The organism is Kocuria arenosa, assembly GCF_042879215.1.
GTDB classification, from domain to species: domain Bacteria; phylum Actinomycetota; class Actinomycetes; order Actinomycetales; family Micrococcaceae; genus Kocuria; species Kocuria arenosa.
In genome coordinates, this window is the sequence record NZ_JBHZTA010000001.1 from 610,748 (window position 1) to 630,064 (window position 19,317).

General features: G+C 73.3%; 13 protein-coding genes. 12 read left to right on the plus strand and 1 reads right to left on the minus strand.

Going from position 1 to position 19,317, the window contains the following annotated elements; translation table 11 throughout:
• Positions 1 to 4: 4 nt before the first annotated feature.
• From ACFYE3_RS02840 to ACFYE3_RS02870, 7 genes are all read left to right on the plus strand, one after another.
• Positions 5 to 1,939: a DEAD/DEAH box helicase gene (locus ACFYE3_RS02840; RefSeq protein ID WP_387605093.1), complete on the plus strand. Its 1,935-nt coding sequence runs from the start codon at positions 5 to 7 to the stop codon at positions 1,937 to 1,939.
• A gap of 99 nt (positions 1,940 to 2,038) precedes the next feature.
• Positions 2,039 to 3,688: a sensor histidine kinase gene (locus ACFYE3_RS02845; RefSeq protein ID WP_387605092.1), complete on the plus strand. Its 1,650-nt coding sequence runs from the start codon at positions 2,039 to 2,041 to the stop codon at positions 3,686 to 3,688.
• Between the two features lie 9 nt (positions 3,689 to 3,697).
• On the plus strand, positions 3,698 to 4,366 hold the full coding sequence (locus ACFYE3_RS02850; protein WP_387605091.1) for a response regulator transcription factor: 669 nt from the start codon (positions 3,698 to 3,700) through the stop codon (positions 4,364 to 4,366).
• Between the two features lie 152 nt (positions 4,367 to 4,518).
• Complete coding sequence (locus ACFYE3_RS02855) at positions 4,519 to 5,466, plus strand: helix-turn-helix transcriptional regulator (protein ID WP_387605090.1); 948 nt, start codon at positions 4,519 to 4,521, stop codon at positions 5,464 to 5,466.
• Between the two features lie 1,164 nt (positions 5,467 to 6,630).
• Positions 6,631 to 7,869 (plus strand): S8 family peptidase, encoded by a 1,239-nt coding sequence (locus tag ACFYE3_RS02860; RefSeq protein ID WP_387605089.1) that lies wholly within the window; start codon positions 6,631 to 6,633, stop codon positions 7,867 to 7,869.
• A gap of 310 nt (positions 7,870 to 8,179) precedes the next feature.
• A complete protein-coding gene (locus ACFYE3_RS02865) occupies positions 8,180 to 8,878 on the plus strand; it encodes a M15 family metallopeptidase (RefSeq protein WP_387605088.1) in 699 nt (232 codons plus the stop codon).
• Positions 8,879 to 10,024: 1,146 nt separating this feature from the next.
• Entirely contained in the window at positions 10,025 to 10,318 is a 294-nt protein-coding gene (locus ACFYE3_RS02870) for a cytoplasmic protein (protein WP_387605087.1), read from the plus strand.
• Between the two features lie 127 nt (positions 10,319 to 10,445).
• Here ACFYE3_RS02870 and ACFYE3_RS02875 read toward each other — a convergent pair whose 3' ends face one another.
• On the minus strand, positions 10,446 to 10,589 hold the full coding sequence (locus ACFYE3_RS02875; protein ID WP_387605086.1) for a hypothetical protein: 144 nt from the start codon (positions 10,587 to 10,589) through the stop codon (positions 10,446 to 10,448).
• Between the two features lie 516 nt (positions 10,590 to 11,105).
• On the opposite strand from ACFYE3_RS02875, the gene ACFYE3_RS02880 reads away from it, so the two are divergent.
• The 5 genes from ACFYE3_RS02880 to ACFYE3_RS02900 are packed head-to-tail and all read left to right on the plus strand — an operon-like array spanning position 11,106 to position 19,297.
• Complete coding sequence (locus tag ACFYE3_RS02880; protein ID WP_387605085.1) at positions 11,106 to 12,317, plus strand: glycosyltransferase family protein; 1,212 nt, start codon at positions 11,106 to 11,108, stop codon at positions 12,315 to 12,317.
• Positions 12,314 to 13,648 (plus strand): glycosyltransferase, encoded by a 1,335-nt coding sequence (locus tag ACFYE3_RS02885; RefSeq protein WP_387605084.1) that lies wholly within the window; start codon positions 12,314 to 12,316, stop codon positions 13,646 to 13,648. Before ACFYE3_RS02880 ends, ACFYE3_RS02885 begins: the two co-directional genes overlap by 4 nt.
• Positions 13,648 to 14,922 carry a glycosyltransferase family 4 protein gene (locus tag ACFYE3_RS02890; protein ID WP_387605083.1) on the plus strand — a complete coding sequence of 425 codons (1,275 nt, stop codon included), beginning with the start codon at positions 13,648 to 13,650 and terminating at the stop codon, positions 14,920 to 14,922. The genes ACFYE3_RS02885 and ACFYE3_RS02890 overlap by 1 nt, the downstream gene beginning before the upstream one ends.
• Complete coding sequence (locus ACFYE3_RS02895) at positions 14,919 to 16,748, plus strand: ABC transporter ATP-binding protein (protein WP_387605082.1); 1,830 nt, start codon at positions 14,919 to 14,921, stop codon at positions 16,746 to 16,748. The genes ACFYE3_RS02890 and ACFYE3_RS02895 overlap by 4 nt, the downstream gene beginning before the upstream one ends.
• The gene (locus tag ACFYE3_RS02900; protein WP_387605081.1) at positions 16,745 to 19,297 is read left to right on the plus strand and encodes a phosphotransferase; all 2,553 of its coding nucleotides are present in this window, start codon (positions 16,745 to 16,747) and stop codon (positions 19,295 to 19,297) included. The genes ACFYE3_RS02895 and ACFYE3_RS02900 overlap by 4 nt, the downstream gene beginning before the upstream one ends.
• Positions 19,298 to 19,317 lie beyond the last annotated feature (20 nt).

Genomic DNA, 19,317 nt, shown 5'->3' on the forward strand with positions numbered 1-19,317 from the left:
GACCGTGGCCGACGCCCCTGGGCATGCTCCCGGGCCGCCACCCGCACAGATAACGAGGCACTTCTCCATGACCGTCGACACCCCCAGCACCTCCGGCACCGCCGAGGAGCACACCATCACCTTCGCCGAGCTCGGCATCGACCCCCGGGTGCTCGCCACCCTGGACGAGGTCGGCTACGAGAACCCCACGCCGATCCAGGCCGCCACCATCCCGGTGCTGCTTCAGGGCAAGGACGTGGTGGGCCTGGCCCAGACCGGCACCGGCAAGACCGCAGCCTTCGCCGTGCCCGCGCTGTCCCGGCTCGCCGAGCTCTCCGACGTCAACGGCGTCTCCCGCGACACCCAGGTCCTGGTCCTCGCCCCGACCCGCGAGCTGGCCCTCCAGGTCGGCGAGGCGTTCTCCTCCTACGCCACCCACCTCGAGGACTTCACCGTCCTGCCGGTCTACGGCGGCTCCCCCTACGGCCCGCAGCTGGCGGGGCTGCGCCGCGGCGCCCAGGTGGTCGTCGGCACGCCCGGCCGCGTGATCGACCACCTCAAGAAGGGGTCCCTGGACCTGTCCCACCTGCAGTACGTGGTCCTCGACGAGGCCGACGAGATGCTGCGCATGGGCTTCGCCGAGGACGTCGAGCAGATCCTCTCGCAGACGCCCGTCGAGAAGCAGGTCGCGCTGTTCTCCGCGACCATGCCCCCGGCGATCCGCAAGATCGCGAAGCAGTACCTGCGGGACCCGCAGGAGATCGCCGTCAAGGGCAAGACCACCACGGGCACCAACACCCGCCAGCGCTACCTGCAGGTCATGGGCTCCCACAAGATGGAGGCCATGACCCGCATCCTCGAGGTCGGGGACTACGACGGCGTGATCGTCTTCGTGCGCACCAAGGCCGCCACCGAGGAGGTCGCCGACCGGCTCAAGGCCCGCGGCTACGCGGCCGCCGCGATCAACGGCGACATCCCGCAGAACCTGCGCGAGCGCACGGTCGAGGCCCTGCGGGACGGCAAGATCGACGTCCTCGTGGCCACGGACGTCGCGGCCCGCGGCCTCGACGTCGAGCGCATCTCGCTCGTGGTCAACTACGACATCCCGCACGACACCGAGTCCTACGTGCACCGGATCGGGCGCACCGGCCGCGCCGGGCGCTCCGGCGAGGCGATCCTGTTCATGACCCCGCGGGAGAAGTACCTGCTGCGGGCGATCGAGAAGGCCACCCGCCAGCCGGTGGAGCTCATGCGCATGCCCTCCACGGAGGACGTGAACCAGACCCGCAAGGACAAGTTCGCCCAGCAGATCACGGACACCATGGAGTCCGAGGACCTCGCCCAGTTCCGCGAGCTCGTCGAGCAGTACCAGGGTGAGCACGACGTCGACGCCGTGGAGATCGCCGCCGCGATCGCCGTGATGGCCCAGGACGGCCGGCCCTTCTTCGTGGAGGAGCTGCCCGAGCCGGTGCAGCGCACCCGCGACCGGGACCGCCCGGGACGGGACGGCGACGACCGGCCGCGCCGCGAACCGCGCACCGAGAAGGGCATGGCCACCTACCGGATGTCCGTCGGCCACCGGCACCGCGTCTCGCCGGGCTCCGTGGTGGGAGCCCTCACCAACGAGGGCGGCCTGAGCGGCGAGCAGATCGGGGCGATCGACATCCGCTCGACCCACACCCTCGTGGGCCTGCCCGAGAACCTGCCCGCCTCCACCCTGGACCGGCTCTCCCGCACGCGCATCAACGGGGAGCTCATCCAGCTCGAGGCCGACCGCGGCCCGGGCGCCGGCGGCCGGCCCCGCAGCACCTCGTCCTCCTACCAGGACCGGCCCCGCCGCGGCGGCGGTGCCCGGGGCGACGACTCCCGCGGCGGCTACCAGGGCAAGCGGTCCGGGTTCTCCGCGGGCGACCGGGACGGCGACAAGCCGTTCCGCAAGCCGCGCAGCAAGAAGTACTGAGCCCGGGGGCAGGACCCCCGCGCCGAGGGAGGGGACGGGCCGCACGGCCCGTCCCCTCCGTTCATTTTACTCTCACGTGCCGTCGATAGGCTGGGCCGCATGGCGGGCGCGCGGTGGGACAGGGTGCGGACGGAGCTTCGGTCCGTGCGCAGCCGGGTGCTCGCCACGACCATCGCCTTCCTGGCCGTCGCGCTCCTCGCCGTGGGAGGGATCACCCACTACCTGCGCCTGGTGGACCTCGACGAGTCCGTGCGCCAGGACATCGTCCAGGAGGCCGGCGAGCTCCAGCGGCTCGCGCAGCGTGGGCCGCTGGGCCCGGACGCCTCCCTCTCGGAGGACCTGAACGCCACGGCCGAGGAACCGTTCACGGACCTGCCGCAGCTCTTCTACACCTTCATGACCACCACGGTGCCCGGGGAGCACGAGAGCATCCTCGCGCTGGTGGGCGGCGAGCCGGCGTTCGAGCACGCCGACCGGTCCCGGTTCCAGCTCGACGACCCCGCCACGCTCGGCGCGGCCGTGGAACGGGCCCGGCCCGGGCAGACCGTCGTCTTCGACCACGAGCAGGACGGCCGCATGCTCCGGCTGGGCGTCATCTCCGTGGTCCTGGACGAGGACCCGCGCCAGGGCTACCTCGTGGTCGGCTTCGACATGAGCGCCCAGCGCCAGATCGTCCTGGACTCGCTGTGGCGCTATCTCGGCATCGCCGCCCTCACGACGGTCGTGGCGGGGCTGGTGGCCTACGTCCTGGTGGGCCGGGTCACCGCCCCGATCACCCGTCTGCGCCGGGCCACGGAACAGATCAGCCCGGAGGACCTGGGGCGGCGCGTGCCCGTGACGCAGGACGACTCGGACGTGGGCCAGCTCGCCGTGAACTTCAACGGCATGCTCGGCCGGATCGAGGCGGCCTTCGTCCAGCAGCGCCAGTTCCTCGACGACGCCGCCCACGAGCTGCGCACACCCCTGACGATCCTGCACGGCAACCTCGAGCTGATGGACCAGCACGACCCCGCCGACGTCGAGGAGACCCGGGCGATGCTCCTCGACGAGATCGAGCGGATGAACCGCCTCGTGGAGGACCTGCTGTTGCTCGCCAAGGCCCAGCGCGCCGACTTCATCCGTCCCGGCCCCGTGGACGTCCCCGCCTGGCTCGACGACACCGTGGACCGGCTGCGCGCGCTGGGGGACCGGCGCTGGGAACTCGAGGCGCGGGTCGAGGGGCAGGTCGTGGCCGACGCGCAGCGCCTCACCCAGGCGGTGGTGCAGCTCGCCGCCAACGCGGTGAAGTTCTCCGCCCCCGGGGACCTCGTGGCACTGGGTGCCGCCTGGGCCACCGGGCCCGCCGCGGCCGGCGAGGACGCCCCCGCACGCACCCTCGAGGTGTGGGTCCGGGACACCGGCCCGGGCGTGGCCCCGGAGGACCAGCAGCGGATCTTCGAGCGCTTCGGCCGGGCCGAGACCGGTCGCACCGTGGAGGGCTCCGGGCTCGGCCTCGCGATCGTGGCGGCCATCGCCCACGGCCACGGCGGGACCGTAGGACTGCGCTCGAGCCCCGGCAACGGGGCCACCTTCACCCTCCGCCTGCCCGGAGCCCTGCCCGCCGCGGCCCCGGGCCCGGCCCCCGATCCGGCGGTGTCAGGTTCCACGACGTCCGATCCCACCGTGTCCGGTCCCACCGTGTCCGGGTCCGCCCCGTTCCCGGTCCCCGTGCCCGGTCCCGACGTCCCCACCGCACCCCCCAGGAAGTAGAGGCGACCCATGGCCAGCATCCTCATCGCCGAGGACGAGGAGCGCATCGCGCGCTTCATCCAGAAGGGCCTGCGCGCCGCGGGCTACACGACCACGGTGGTCGAGGACGGCACGAGCGCCCTCGACTACGCGAGCACCGGGGAGTTCGACCTGCTCGTCCTCGACGTGGGCCTGCCCGGCATGGACGGGTTCCAGGTGCTCTCGGTGCTGCGCTCCACGGGCTTCTCGATCCCCGTGATCATGTGCACCGCCCGCGACTCCGTCGAGGACACCGTCGCGGGGCTGGAACAGGGGGCGGACGACTACCTCGCGAAGCCGTTCCGCTTCCAGGAGCTGCTGGCCCGCGTCCGGGCCCGGCTCCGCGACCGCGCGGTGGCCGACCCGGCCGCCGACGCGCTGCGCTACGGCGGGCTCGGCCTCGACGTCGGGACCCGGTGCGCGGTGCTCGAGGACCGGCAGATCGAGCTCTCCGCCCGGGAGTTCGCCATGGCCAGGGCCTTCCTCGAGAGCCCCGGCCAGGTGCTCACCCGCGAGCAGCTGCTGAACAAGGTCTGGGGCTACGACTTCGACGGCTCGTCCAACGTGGTGGACGTCTACGTCCGCTATCTGCGCAACAAGCTCGGCGCGCAGCGCATCGTCACCGTCCGCGGCGCCGGATACCGGCTCGCCAAGCTGTGAGAGACATCTGCCCGCAGGTCCTCGTCCGGTGGAAGGCGGGGACGCCGGAAGTGGCGGGTCACAATGGTGCGCGGGTGAGGGCCGGTCTGGACAATGGACACTCAGAGCCGGGCGCCGCAGGGTGCGTCCTCGGCAGGAGGTGGGGTGGTCTCATGGGGGAGGTGTTCCGGCAGGAGCTGACGATCGCGGACCCCGAGGTGCTGGCCGGTCTGGGGGAGCGGACCGGGATGCGTTTCGGGTACGGCTCCACGGACCCGGATTTCTCCTATTCTCTGTCCCGGGCCGGGGACGACCGGCTCGCGGTGTCGGCGGTCCATGTGGGCGGGACGATGTCCCTGTGGGGTGACACCGAGACCTTCACGGTGGCCCAGGTGCGCGGGGTCCGGTACGACTGGCAGATCGGCCGGCAGAGCGGTAGTGCCGCTGCGGGCTCCTCGGTGCTGTTCCGCCCCGAACATCCGTCCCTGACGGTGATCGAGGACGCGGACGTGACCCTGGCGCACCTGTCGGTGGAGCTGGTGCAGGAGGTCGCTGACACCGTCTACGGCACCAGGACCCCGGTGGCTTTCGACTCCTGCACCCCGGCCGGGTCCCGGTGGGGACGGTACTGGTCGGGTCTGGCCCGTTACGGGGCCGGTGTGGTGGGCTCGGAGGCCTACGCCGAGCCGTTGGTGCGCGCCGAGCTCACTCGTTTCCTGGCCGTGGGGTTGCTGGAGTGCTTCCCGCTGGCCGGGGACCGTGAGGTCCGGTACCTGTCCATGGAGGCCCAGACCCGCCGCTACCGGGTGGCGGTGCAGTTCATCGACGACCACGCCGGGCACCCGATCACCGTCGAGGACGCCGCCCGCGCGGCCGGAACCACCACGGCCGCGCTGATGCGGGCGTTCCGCTCCAACGACCCGCTGGGGCTGACCCCGGCGCAGTACCTGCGCCGGACCCGTCTGGAGGCCGCCCACCGCGACCTGGAGGCCGGTGACCCCACCGTCGGGGACACGGTGCAGAGAATCGCAGCCCGTTGGGGTTTCACCCACCGGGGCCGCTTCGCCCACTACTACCGCCAGATCTACGGCGCCACACCCAGTCACACCCTCGGCCACTGAGGACCGCGGGCCGACCGGGGCGGCAGCACCACCGGTGCGCACACACTCGCGACCAGGAGGTGCGTGCTCGGGTCGCCCCGTCGTGGCGGGGCTCGATCACGCAGCTTCCAGTCTTCCGTGGAGGGGTCCTGGCGGACAGTGCCTCGGCCAGGTGCGGGGCGATCTCGGCGAGGCGAGCGAGGCAGCCGTGGGCCTCCAGCTCCTCCGGGGCGGCGGGGACGCAGGTCTTGGGAGTGCTTCCACAGGAGGCGAGATCTGCCACGGCCGGCGTGCCCTCCTCAGCCCCCTGGCCGGTTTGACTGACACGATCCACGCCGAGCGGTCCGGTCCCCCGACCGTCCACCCTGCGTGCTACGTCGACCCTGCTGCCCGGTAGACGGAAGGTCGATCCACCTACCGTCCTCGTGCCTGTCCCGCCAGAAAAGCTCCGCGAGCAGGGGGCCGCCCCCTCGAGCCGGTGGGCCGGTGGCACTCCTTCGTCGCCCCGTCTGGATCGCGGACAACAGTGGCCGGCGACACCGTCGGCGCCCGACGCGGCGTCCGCGCCACCGAGGATCGGTGCCGTTGCGTGAGTGCCGCTCGCATGGACCGGAGCAAGCTGACCCGAGCATCGACCCCTCCCAAGCCAAGGGATGCGAGACGTCTCCTCCAAGATATTCGTGGCCGCATGTTTCCGCGGTTCGGCCTGTCTCGCATCCGTGTGCGTTATCCATCCCCCTACAATCGGATGCTCAGCGTGGGTTGCGAGACAGACGGGGTGGACGTGGGGAAGCTGATCGGACGATCTACCGAGTGGTGCGACAGGGGCAGGAGATGTTCCCCGGCTAGCGGCCGTCGGGGTCACTTCAGAGACCCCCGGCAGGTTCCGCCTGGCAGGGCTCACCCGTCACTCCCGGGCCATCGTTGGTCGGAGTTTCCTGCTCTGGTCGCCGGCGTCTCGACAGTACGTGCCGTCCGGAGGAAGCTGGGCCTACGCGAGGCGGATCGCCCACCGTCCCACAGCAGCGCACAGGCTGTCTCGCCCAGGCCCTGATCTCGTCGGTCCCAGGGGAGAACTCGAACTGCGTGGCTTGAGCGGCTTGGTGTGGTGCGGTGACAGGCGCAGCAACGGAACAGTTCTTCGTACAGTGATCGACTGCTGGAACCACTCAACGGAGCTTCATCATGAAGAAGAAGATTTTGGCGACTCTCGTAGCGGCCATGCTGGGGGTCAGCGCAATGACCTTCGCCGTCCCGGCCGACGCGGCACCCGAGGTGCCACACGTCGCGGGGCAGATCATGGTGAAGTTCCGCGACCAGGAAGCGGCAGCAGGCGTGCTGCGCCAGCATGGCCTGGAGCAAGGGCCCGAGATCGGGGGCACGGGCGCTCACCTCATCAGGGTGCCGGAAGGGAAAGAGCTGCGACTCATCGAAGCGTTGAGCCGGAATCCGGCAGTGGAGTACGCCGAGCCGGACCACATGGTGACTGCCCTGACAGACGACAAGTACTTCTCGCGGCAGTACGCCTTGCACAACGAGGGGCAATCATTCACGAACACCAAGGGCGACATCGTGGTGGCCGGCGGCAAGCTGGACGCTGATGTCGATGCCGTCGAGGCGTGGAACGTCACGACCGGTAGTGGCATCAAAGTGGCCGTCCTCGATTCCGGTGTCGACGGCGACCACGAAGACATCACCCCCAATGTCGTGGCACGGGCCAACTTCACCAATGGCGTGGCCGGTGACGACAAGTACGGCCACGGAACGCACATGGCCGGTCACGTCGCCGCCACCCACAACACGGTAGGTGTGGCCGGCACCTGCCCGGGGTGCAAGGTCCTGGACGGGAAGGTCCTGGACGACAGCGGGATCGGCTCCAGCTCCGGTCTGGCCAACGGCATCAACTGGTCGGTGAACAACGGCGCGAAGGTGATCAACATGAGCCTCGGCGTGCGCTCCTCACGCACTCTGGAAAGTGCTGTCAACAACGCCTGGAACAAGGGGACGGTGCTCGTGGCCGCCGCCGGCAACGGCGGCAACCAGACCAAGATCTACCCGGGCGCCTACCCCAACGTGATCGCCGTGGCCGCTACCGACAACAACGACGTCAGAGCCTCGTTCTCCACCTACGGAGCCAGCTGGGTGGACGTCGCAGCGCCCGGGGTCAACGTCTACTCGACCTTCCCGAACCACACGTTCGTGCTGGGAACGCAGAACAACCGATCCCCGAATTATGACATCGGCAACGGCACCTCGGTGTCCTCAGCTATCGTCTCTGCCACTGCCGCGCTGGTCTGGAGCTCCGATCCCGGTGCGACCCACACCTCCGTCCGCGCCCAGGTCGAGTCAACCGCCGACAAGATCCCTGGCACCGGCACCTCCTGGGCCCATGGCCGGGTGAACGCCCACAGCGCCGTCCAGTAGCCCATGAGCTTGAGTACTCCGCCGGCAAACCTGGCGGAGTACTCAAGTGAAAGGCAGAACTGCGGGCGAAGGCTGATGAGCCGTGAATCCCCTGAGGACCTCTACAGGTCCACGTGGAAGTGAGGGCTTGTGCGCTGACCGGTGGAGACAGGGACCGGTTGAGCGCCCCTCCGACGGGAGACGCCATCGCAGACACACCCGGCCCGGACGATGTGCTCCTGTAAGGCAACTCATATGCCCAGGGGACATGCGGGTATGCTGACGCAGACCTTGTTCTGGACACGCGGGGGGCGTGGCAATGATGAAGAACTTGAGCGGACTTCTGGGTGGGGCGGCGGCACTGAGCCTGGCGGCAGGGCTGATGGCCCCGTCGGCGGCGGTCGCGGCACCGGCGGACTACGACATCGACTCGGCCGCCAGCGTCACGGTGGTGGTGAACAAGCATCGGCCGCTGGACCCGCCCAGCTACGTGCCGGACTACCTGATCCGGATCCAGACCGAGCACCTGCGCACCGAGGCGGCCAAGGCCTACCAGCGGATGGCCAAGGCCGCGGAAGCCGACAGGGTGAACCTCGTGGCCGTGAGCGGGTACCGCTCCTACGCCCACCAGGCGAGCCTCTACGACAGCTACGTGGCCCAGTACGGGCAGGCCACCGCCGACACCATCGCAGCCCGTCCCGGCTACAGCGAGCATCAGCTCGGGCTGGCCATGGACGTGGCCAACGCCGACGGAACCTGCGCACTTCAGGACTGCTTCGATGAGACTCCCGTCGGGGCCTGGGTGGCCGAGCACGCCTGGGAATACGGGTTCATCATTCGCTACCCGGAGAACGAGCAGGACGTCACGGGCTACGCCTACGAGCCCTGGCACCTGCGCTACGTCGGCACCGACCTGGCCGAGGAGATGCAGGCGGCAGCCCACGACCCGCACCGGAAGCCCGGCGAGCCCGACGTCGACACCATGGAAGAGTTCTTCGGGCTGGAACCGGCCCCGGGCTACCTGCCGTAAGCGGAGCCGACCCCGACCCCCATCGCTGCTCGACCCAGGACCTCAATGGCGCCACGAGCCACGCGTCGACACCTGGGGGCGGGATGTGCTCACCGGCCCGAGTCGGTGAAGAGGAAGTCCGAGCCGGTGCCCCGCCCGGCGAGCAGGCCCGCGCGGGACCGGAGACCGACTCCGGGCCTTGCCCACGCAGCGCGGAAATCGTCCGCCGCAGGTGGTCGACCATCTCGGTCCCGGTCATCGGGTCGCGGCCGTGGTCGGACTGGTAGGCGCTGTAGATCGGCAGGCCGAGCAGGAAGACCTGGTGTTCGGCGCCGGCGAGCACCGGGCGGTGGAGCACGGGGAAGTCGTTGATGCGGTGATGACCGCTCTGCCAGTGCGCCTCGGGGACGGCGGTGGTGATGATCTGCCCCAGGTAGGAGGCGAACCCGTCCGCCAGTGCCAGGGACTCGGCGGGTGGGTGCGGGTCCACGAGCATCCCGTGCCGTGCCCAGCTGGGCCAGCCGGGCCGGGTCGGGTCCTCGGCCAGCGATCTCGGGTCGACCCCGAGCTCGGCGACCCGGTCGGTGACCCATTCCCACACCGATGCGACGGAGTCGAGCGTGCCGTCGAGCACCTCGTCCGGGCAGAGGGCGTGACCGGCAAGTTCAGAGCGCAGGTGCTCCAACACCGGGCCACGCTCGGTGAGGTGTTCCTCGAGAGCGTCGGCTGCCTGCGACGGTGTCATCCACTCGTAGAACTGCTCGGTCAGGAGCGCCACTGCAGGTGTCCCACTCACCGCCCAGAACGTGGACCGGAGTCAGGACCACAGCCTGGGCACCCACGTGGTCTGCATGGCAGCAGGGGTTCCGTGAGGACCCATGGGTCGGGCGACTCGGGGGCGGCCGCCGGGTGACCTGAGCACTGAGGGGTGGTGCTGTCGGCACGGTGGCGGCGGCGCCTGGTTCGGCCATCATGTCGCCGCCGGTTCCCCACTGGCACCGGGCTGTCTGCGCAGCGCCGATCGCCGCCGTTGCCTGTGGGGCCCAGGCGTCGATGAGCTCGTGGGGATGGCGCTGTTCTGCCCGAGGGCAAGGCGTATCGTGCGGGCTCGCAGGCTCCGATCCTCCGATGCACAGCGACGGGAGCCGCACCTTTCGGGAGCCGACCATGGCACAGGCCCCGATGACGACTGACCCGCACCTCTACAGGGTGGTTCTCGAGAACGAGCAGATGAGGATGCTGGAGTACCGGGACCACCCCGGCGACAGGACCCATGAGCATCACCAGGGGGACAGCGTGATGGTCACCCTCAGCGCGCTCCAGCGGGAGATCACCGTCGACGGCACTGCTCGTGCGGTCGAGATGGCTGCCCACCACGTGCAATGGCTGCCGGCCCAGAACCACGTGGGTCACCACGTGGGAACCACGGATACCCGGGTGCTGTTCATCGAACTGGAGTGAGCGGAGCCGCTCCGCTCGGTGCACGTGATGCTGGAGAACCGCTCCATGACCTGATCGCCAGGACCGACCTTTCCTGCGGGGACGGCTTGCGGTGCCTGCAGGACGAAGCGGGTTCGGTCCGGGCGCATCACTCGTCGATGCCCACGACCGTGGTGTCGGCAGGTACATCGTGAGTGACCACGGCGCCCGCGCCGATCCTCGCCCTGGGCCCGAGCATGACCGGGCCGACGACCTTGGCCCCGGAACCGATGAGCACTCCGTCCCCGACCACGGCGTGGCGACGGCCTGGGCCGCGGGTTGGCCCCACCGGGTGGACCACAGGCGGTGGGCGAGTCGATGGGCGGCCACGGCGTGCAGGCCCGGACAGCTGAGCAGGGTGGTCGCGGTGCCTTGCCCGGCGGGGTCGGCAGCGGCGATCGCACGGGCGTCTGCCAGGACACTGGGGCGGGTGGACTCGGCCATGGCCACACCTCAGAGGACATCCGGCCGGGCCGGCTCACCACCACGCGCTCTTCGCGGGGCCGGTGACCGGCGTTCGGGTCCTCCGCGCCACTGAGCGCACCGGCCGTTGCACGAGGCGTCCTCGATGCCGACCGGCGGCCGGCGGACTGCGACCGTTCCACGGGCGGAACGGCCGCAACGGGCGGCCCCGGAAGGAGACAGGGACCACTCCGCAGATGAGAACCTTTTCATCGACGGCTCATGTTCTCATCATGTCCCTCGGCCACAGTGGGCGGCAGCTGCACCGGCGCCGGACCCACCGGCGCCTTCCCCCGAGGAGGACACGATGAGCGACGACGAGCTGCGGGTGGTGCTGTACTCGCACGACTCCCAGGGTCTGGGCCACACCCGCCGGAACCTGGCCCTCGCCCGGACCCTCGCCCAGCACCTGCCGGCGCTGACCGGGCGCCCGGTGACGGGCATGCTGCTGACCGGCATCGACGCCGCCACCTCCTACGGGCGGCCCGAGGGCTTCGACTGGGTGGTGCTGCCCGGGATCCGCAAAGGGGCGGGCGGCTACGCGCCCCGCAACCTCTCCGTGGGCATGCCCCATCTGACCGCACTGCGCTCCGGGATGGTGGACGCCGCCCTCACGGGCTTCCGCCCGCACCTCGTCGTCGTCGACCGCCACGCCTGGGGCGTGGACCAGGAGCTGCTGGGTCCGCTGCGGAGGCTGCGGGACCGGAGCCCCGGCACGGTCGTGGTCCTCGGCCTGCGCGAGGTCCTCGACGAGCCCGCGGCCGCGTCCCGCGAGTGGGCGGCGCTCGGGGACCTGCACTCCGTGCGCGACGTCTACGACCAGATCTGGGTGTACGGCGACCGTGCGGTGCACGACCCGGTGGTCTCCGGCGAGATCCCGGCCGAGCTCGCCGACCTGGTCCGCCACACCGGCTACCTCGCGACCGGCCGGGCGACGGGGAGGCGCACGAGCGGCGTGGACCGCCCCTACGTCCTGACCATGGCCGGCGGGGGCTCCGACGGCCACCGTCTGACGCTCGCGGCCGCGCGCGCCCGGGTGCCCCACGGCCACCGGCACGTGGTGATCACGGGTCCGCAGATGCCGGAGGAGCACGCCGAGCAGGTGCACGCCGCCGCCGTGCCGGGCACCCTCGTCCTGCCCTCCGTCCCCGACGCGCTCGCGGAGGTGGTCGACGCGAGCGCGGTGGTGTCCATGGGCGGCTACAACTCGGTCGCCGAAATCCTCACCACGAACACCCCCGCCCTCCTGGTGCCCCGCGACCGGCCCCGGCAGGAGCAGCTGATCCGGGCCCGCGCCCTCCAGGCGCACGGCGCGGTGGACGTGCTGACCGCCGACGCCCTCACCAGCACCGCGCTCAGCGGCTGGCTGCACCGCGTGGTCGGCACCGTGCGGCTGCGCCGGCACCTGGCGCTCGACGGTCTGCACACCGTGCCCGTCCTCGCGGCGCGGCTCCTGCCCGCCGGTCCACCACCGGTGCCGGCGGCGGCCGTCCCGGCCCGGGCCGGAGACCTCCGGTGAGCGGGCACCGCATCGGCTACGTGCTGAAGGTCTACCCCCGCTTCTCGGAGACGTTCGTCGTCACCGAGGTCCTGGCCCGGGAGGCCCAGGGCGAGGACCTCACGATCTTCGCCCTGCGGCACAGCACCGACCCGCGCTTCCACCCCGAGCTCGCCCGCGTCCAGGCACCGGTCCAGCACGTGGAGCGTCCCGAGCGGGCCTCTGCCGGCTGGTCGGTCCTGGCCCGCGCGGCGGAGGTGGTCCCCGGCTTCGGGCCCCGCTTCGCCGCCCTGCTGCCGGAGCTGGCCGGCACGGAGGCCTCGGAGGTCCATCAAGGGGTGGCGCTGGCCACCCGCGTCGTGGAGCAGGGCATCACCCACCTGCACGCGCACTTCGCGACCCTTGCCGCGCACGTCGCGGAGATCGCCTCCCGGCTCACGGGGGTGCCGTTCTCCGTGACGACCCACGCGAAGGACATCTTCCACGAGTCCGTGGACCCCGCCCGGCTGCGCCGCACCATCGAGCGGGCGGACCACGTGGTGGCGATCTCCGCGTACAACCGGCGGCACCTGGCGGCGGCGTTCCCCGCGCAGGCGCACCGGCTGCGGCTCGTGCGCAACGGCCTCGAGCTCGACCGCTTCCCCTACCGGGACCCCGCGCCCGTGGGGGAGGCCCTGCGGGTCGTGGCGGTGGGCCGGCTCGTGGAGAAGAAGGGCTTCGAGCGCCTCGTGCGGGCGGCAGCCCGGTACCGGGACCGCGGCGGGCGGCTGTCCGTCACCATCGCCGGCGGCGGCGAGCTGGACCGGCCGCTGCGCGCCCTGGTCGCGGAGCTCGGCGCCGAGGACGTCGTCGAGCTGGTGGGGCCCCGCACCCAGGCCGAGATCGGGCGGCTGCTGCGCGCCGCGGACGTCTTCGCGGCCCCGTGCACGGTGGGCGCCGACGGCAACGCCGACGGCCTGCCCACCGTGCTGCTCGAGGCGATGGCCATGGGCGTGCCCGTGATCGCGAGCGACGTCACCGGCATCCCCGAAGTGGTGCGCACCGCGGCGCCGCGCACCGGGATCCTCGTGCCCGCCGACGACGACGACGCCCTCCTCGGCGCGCTCGCCGCGGTCGCCGACCCCGGCTTCGACCGGGTGCGCGCCGCCCGTGCCGCCCGCGCGCTCGTCGCCCGGGACCACGACTCCGCCGGCCAGGCCGCCGCGCTGCGGGCGCTGCTGCCCCCGCCCGTTCCGGCCCTGTCGGTTCCCGGCCGGCACCTGGCCCAGGTCCCCGCCCCCGGCCTCGCCCCGGTCCCCGCGCGCGTCCCCGCCCCGGGTCTCGTCCCGGTCACCGAAGGAGCCGACCGCTGATGCGCCTCGCCTACGTCTGCGCCGACCCCGGCGTCCCCGTGTTCGGCACGAAGGGCGCCTCCGTCCACGTCCAGGAGATCCTGCGCGCCTGGCGGGCCCGGGGCGCCGACGTCCGCCTCTATGCGACCCGTGTCGGCGACGACGTCCCCGACGACCTCGCCGACGTCCCGGTCGTCCACGTCCCGGTGCCGGCGGCCCCCTCCGGGCCCGCCCCCGGGCGCGCCGCCCTCGTCGCCGCCCGGGAGCGGGCCCAGGCGGACGCCGCCCGCCGGATCGCGGAGCGGGTCGTCGCCGACGGCGCCGACGCGGTCCACGAGCGGTACTCCCTGTTCTCGACCGCCCTCGCCGGGATCACCGGGGCGCTGGGCGTCCCGGGCGTCCTCGAGGTCAACGCCCCCCTCATCGACGAGCAGCGGACCCACCGAGACCTCGTGGACGAGGCCGCCGCCCGCGCCGCGCTCGCCGCGCAGGTCGCCGCCGCCGAGCGCACGGCCTGCGTCTCCGAGCCGGTCGCCCGCTGGGTGGAGCGGACCGTTGCGGCCGCCGGCGGAACCGCCGGCCAGGTCCTGGTCGCCCCCAACGGCGTGAACGTGGAGCGCATCCCTCCGTGCCGCGACTCGGCCGCCCGGGGACCGGACCCTGTGCCGCCGGTGGTCGTGTTCGTCGGCACGCTCAAGCCCTGGCACGGCGTGGAGCACCTGCTCCACGCCCGCGCGGTGGCCTGCGCCGAGTGGCGCCTGTGCGTGGTGGGGGACGGCCCCCAGCGGGCGTCCCTCCAGGAGCTGGCCGGCGGGCTGGGCGTCGAGGTCGAGTTCACGGGCGCGGTGGCTCCCGCCGAGGTGCCGGAGCTGCTGGCCGACTGCGCCGTGGCCGTCGCGCCCTATCCCGCCACGCGGCACGCCGCGGACCAGTACTTCTCGCCGCTGAAGATCTACGAGTACGCCGCCGCGGCCCTGCCGGTCGTGGCGTCCCGCGTGGGCCAGGTCCCGGCCGCCGTCGAGGACGGGGTCACCGGGCTGCTCGTGGAGCCCTCGGACCCCGCCGCGCTGGCCGGGGCCGTCGACGCGCTGGTGACCGAGCCCGAGCGGCGGCGTGCCATGGGGCGCGCCGGCCGTCACGACGCGGTCGCCCGGCGCTCCTGGACCGCGGTGCTCGACGGCATCCTCGCCGGCACGGACCTCGCCGGCACGGATGTCGCCGGCACGGACGTCACCGGCACGCGGCTCGGCGGGAGCGCCGCGCCGCGCCCGGCTCCCGGGGGAGCGCCGCGGTGAGCGGGGGGAAGCGGCTCGACCGCCGGGCCCTGCGCCGCACCCTCGGGCTGCTCGCCCCGCACCTGCGCGAGCACCGGCTGCTCGCCGCGGGCGGCGTCGTGGTGCTGCTGGCGGAGGTGGCCTTCCGCGTGCTCGAGCCCTGGCCGCTGAAGATCGTCGTCGACGCGATCTCCCTCACCCTCGGCGCCGACAACGTCGACCCGTGGATCCCGGAGGCCTCGTGGCAGCTGCTCCTGGCCGCCGGCCTGGCCACGATCGCGGTGGTCGGCTTCCGCGCGCTCGCCAACTACCTCGCCACGGTCGCGTTCGCCCTCGTCGGCTCCCGGGTCTCCACCGCCCTGCGGGAACGGGTGTTCGCGCACGTCCAGGCCCTCTCCGACCGCTACCACTCGGTCTCCCGGGCCGGGGACACGGTCCAGCGGCTCGTCTCGGACATCGGCAAGCTCCAGGAGGTGGCCGTGACCGCGGGCCTGCCGCTGCTGGCCAACGTCATCACCCTCGTGGTGATGTGCACGGTGATGCTCCTCCTGGACTGGCTCCTCGCCTCCGTGGTGGTCGTGGCGATCCTGGCCTTCCTGCTCGTGGGACGCGGGTCCTCCGGGCGGATCACCGAGGCCTCGCGCCGGACCCGGCAGGGGGAGGGCGCGCTGGCGAACACCGCCCACGAGTCCCTCGGCGCGATCCGCACGGTCCAGGCCTACGGGCTGGAGGAGCACCTGGCCGAGTCCTTCGGCCGCTCCAACCGGCAGGCCCTCACCCAGGGCGTGCAGTCCCGCCGTCTGGCCGCCGCGCTCGAGCGGGCCACGGACGTGATCGTGGGCGTGGCCACCGCGGCCGTGATCTTCGGCGGCGGCCTGCGGGTGCTCGAGGGGGCCATGAGCCTGGGCGACCTCGTCCTGTTCACGACCTACCTCAAGACGTGCATGAAGCCCCTGCGGGACATGGCCAAGTACACGGGGCGCATCGCCCGCGCCGCCGCCTCCGGAGAACGGGTGGCCGACCTCGTGGAGGAGCCCGTGGACGTGCGCGAGGCCCCGGACGCCCTGGTCCTGCCGGGAGTGCGCGGGGAGATCGCCTTCCACCTCGTCGACGCCGCGTACGGAGACCCGGGCAGCGGCGGGCGGACCGTGCTGCGCGACCTCGACCTCGTCGTCCCGGCGGGCCAGCACGTCGCCGTCGTCGGCCCCTCCGGGTCCGGGAAGTCCACCCTCGTCTCCCTGCTGGTGCGGATGATGGACCCGGTCACCGGCTCCGTGACCCTCGACGGCCACGACCTGCGGGGCCTCAGCCTCGGCACGGTGCGCGGCAGCACGGCCCTGCTGCTGCAGGACTCCGTCCTGTTCCACGGCACCGTGCGGGAGAACATCCGGCTCGGTCGCCCGGGCGCCACCGACGCCGAGGTCGAGGCCGCCGCGGCCGCGGCCCAGGCCCACGAGTTCGTGATGTCCTTCCCGCAGGGCTACGACACCCCGGTGGGGGAGCGCGGCTCGACGGTCTCGGGCGGGCAGCGCCAGCGGCTCGCCATCGCACGCGCCCTGCTGCGGGACGCGCCGGTCGTGCTGCTCGACGAGGCCACCACCGGGCTGGACCCCCGGTCCGCCCGGGACGTGCTGGACGCCGTCGACCGTCTCGTCCGCGGCCGCACCTCCCTCGCGGTGACCCACGACGCCGCCCTCGCGCTCGCCGCCGACCGCGTGCTGTGGGTCCAGGACGGGCGCATCCTGCTCGACGGAACCCCCGAGGAGCTGCTCGCCCGGCCGGACGGCGTGTTCACCGCGTGGGTCGAGCAGCAGCGGGCGCAGGACCGCCGGGAGGTCCGCTCGTGACGTCGCCCCTGCCGGACTCCTGGGAGAGCCTGCCCGCGCTCGCCACGGTCCTCGACCCCGGCCGGCTCACCGAGCTCTTCGGCCACGAGCTGGGCGGTCCGCTCCGGACCAGCCACCTGCGCTACAAGCCCGGCGTCTCGGTCGTGGCCCGCGTGGACGTCGGGACCACGGGCTCGGTGCACTGGGTCGCGGCCTACGCCCCCGCCGGGAACGGGCGCGACAAGCTCGAGAAGGTCCTGGACCTCGGCGCGCGCGACGAGCACGGCCGCGCCGCGCCCGTGCTCGTCGCGGACCTGCCGGGACGGACCGGTCACCGCCTGGCGGTGGGGACGGTCGGCACGGACCCTGCGCTGCGGCGCGCGCTCGCCGTGCTCGGGCCGGAACGGGCCGGGAGGCTCGGGCGGCCGGGGGACCCCGCGCGGCTGCTGCGCTACAATCCCCGCCGCCGTGCGGTCCTCACGGGTCCCGACGACGACGGGCCCGGCCCGGTCACGAAGCTCACCGCCGGTCCCGCCCCGGCGGACCCGCTGCTGCTGACCCGGCTCGCCGCCGCCGGGCTCCGGGTGCTCGCCCCGGTGCCCGTCCCGGGCCTCCCGGTGTCACCGCACGTGCTGCACTACCCGTGGTTCGGGGACGGGGACCTCGCGGCCCACGCCGCCGACCCGGACGGACCCGGCCACGGCGGGCCCGTGCTCGCGGCCGCCGCCGCGGGCACCGCCCTGGCGGAGCTGCACGTGCGCGGCCCGTCGCTCCTCGGCTCCGCACGGGTCGGCGCTCCTCTCGACGCGGACCGGAAGCTGCGCTCCCTGGCCGCCGACCTGTCGGCCCTCGACCCGCGGTCGGCCGCGCGCTGCGCCGTCGCCGGCCGAGCCGTCGCCGAGGCCCTCGCGGGCCGCGCCGGAGCCGCGGCCCGCCTGCTCCACGGGGACTTCTCCGCGGACCAGGTGCTCGTGCGCCGCTCCGGGCGCCCCGGGGTGCCGGAGCTCCGCCTCGCCGACCTCGACCGGGTGCGCACCGGCGCGGCGGCCGACGACCTCGGCGGGTTCCTCGCCGTCGAACTCCTCGCCGCCGAGACCCTCGGGACGGGCGCCGGGCAGGCACTCGCCGGACCGGACGAGCTCCCCCTGACCGGCGCACTGCTGCGCGGTTACGGGTCCGGGGCGGCGCTCCCGCCGTGGTCCGAGATCCTGGCCTGGGCCGCGTTCCACGTCCTGGCCCGCAGCATGGAGCCGTTCCGTTCGACCGCCGCCGACTGGCGGGAGCGCACGGAACAGCGGCTCGCGCTCGCCGAGCGGCTGGTGGCGCAGGCGGGGCGGGCGCCGGTGGCCGCGCCGTCCGTGGTGGTGGGCGCCGCCCGCTCCGGTCCGGTGCGCGCCGGCGCGGACCGGGTGCACGTCCCGGAGGCCGGCCAGGTGGGCGCCGGAGCCGACTCGGCGCGCGTCCCGGCCGCCAACCCGACGCGCGTCCCGGACGACAACCCGGTGCGGGTCCGGGGGACCGGCCCGGTGCGCATCCCGGAGAGCGTGCCGGATGCCGACGGACGTCCGCTGCGGGTGCGCCGCGCCTGGCCCGCGGACTCCCCCCGGATCGTGCTCGAGCTCGAGGACGAGCACGGACGCGTCCGGGCGGGCGAGGCGACCCCCGGTCCGGGACGGCCGTGGACCGTCCGCGTCCTGCCCCACGGCGAGGATCCCCGCCTGCCGGGACTCGCCGCCGCGGTTGCGGCGGGCGGCCGGGTGGTCGTGCACCGGCACCGCCGCCGTGCCGTGGTCGGGACCCCGGACCGCTTCGTCAAGTTCCTCGCCCGAGCCCAGGCGCCGCGGGTCGCCGAGCGGTCCGACCGGCTGCACGGACTCGGCACGGCGGCGGGCTTCGCCGTGCCCGCGGTCCTGTCCCGGGCCGAGGACCGGGTGGAGTTCTCCGTGCTGCGCGGCCGGAGTCTGCACGAGCTGGGCGCGGCGGGGCAGACGGACGCGTACCGTGCGGCCTGGGAGGAGTGGGCACGGTGCTGGCCGGCCCTGGCCACCGCCGTGCCGGGCGCGGAGCTGCCGGAGCACGCCGCCGAGGACGAGGCCCGCACGCTGGCCCGCTGGGCGGTTCACCTCGAGGCGTTCCCCGGCCTGCTCGAGGCCCCGCCGGGAACGGCCGCGGCACTGGCGCGGCGGATCGGGGAGGAGCTCTCCGCCCTGCCCGCCGCCCGGCGGACCAGGGTGGTGCTGCACCGGGACCTGCACGACAAGCAGCTGCTCTTCGACGGCGCACGGCTGGGTCTGCTGGACTTCGACACCGCGGCGCTCGGCGAGCCCGAGCTGGACCTCGCGAACCTCTCCGTGCACCTGGAGCTGCGGGCGGCGCAGGGCCTGCTCGACCCCGCGCTGCGGGCGGCGGGACAGGAGGCCGTCAGCGTGGTGTCCCGGGCACTGGGCGCCGACCCCGCGCGTCTGGCCCTCCACGCCGAGGCGACCCGGCTGCGGCTCGCCTGCGTCTACGCGTTCCGCCCGCAGGGGCGCGGCGTGGCCCAGGACCTGCTCGACGGGCTGCGTTCCTGAGAGGGCTCTCATGTTCTCAT

Bases quoted from the DNA above. Each gene is read 5' to 3' on its own strand.
- ACFYE3_RS02845 (WP_387605092.1), top strand. From the start codon at position 2,039: ATGGCGGGCGCGCGGTGGGACAGGGTGCGGACGGAGCTTCGGTCCGTG.
- ACFYE3_RS02850 (WP_387605091.1), top strand. From the start codon at position 3,698: ATGGCCAGCATCCTCATCGCCGAGGACGAGGAGCGCATCGCGCGCTTC.
- ACFYE3_RS02855 (WP_387605090.1), top strand. From the start codon at position 4,519: ATGGGGGAGGTGTTCCGGCAGGAGCTGACGATCGCGGACCCCGAGGTG.
- ACFYE3_RS02860 (WP_387605089.1), top strand. From the start codon at position 6,631: ATGAAGAAGAAGATTTTGGCGACTCTCGTAGCGGCCATGCTGGGGGTC.
- ACFYE3_RS02870 (WP_387605087.1), top strand. From the start codon at position 10,025: ATGGCACAGGCCCCGATGACGACTGACCCGCACCTCTACAGGGTGGTT.
- ACFYE3_RS02880 (WP_387605085.1), top strand. From the start codon at position 11,106: ATGAGCGACGACGAGCTGCGGGTGGTGCTGTACTCGCACGACTCCCAG.
- ACFYE3_RS02890 (WP_387605083.1), top strand. From the start codon at position 13,648: ATGCGCCTCGCCTACGTCTGCGCCGACCCCGGCGTCCCCGTGTTCGGC.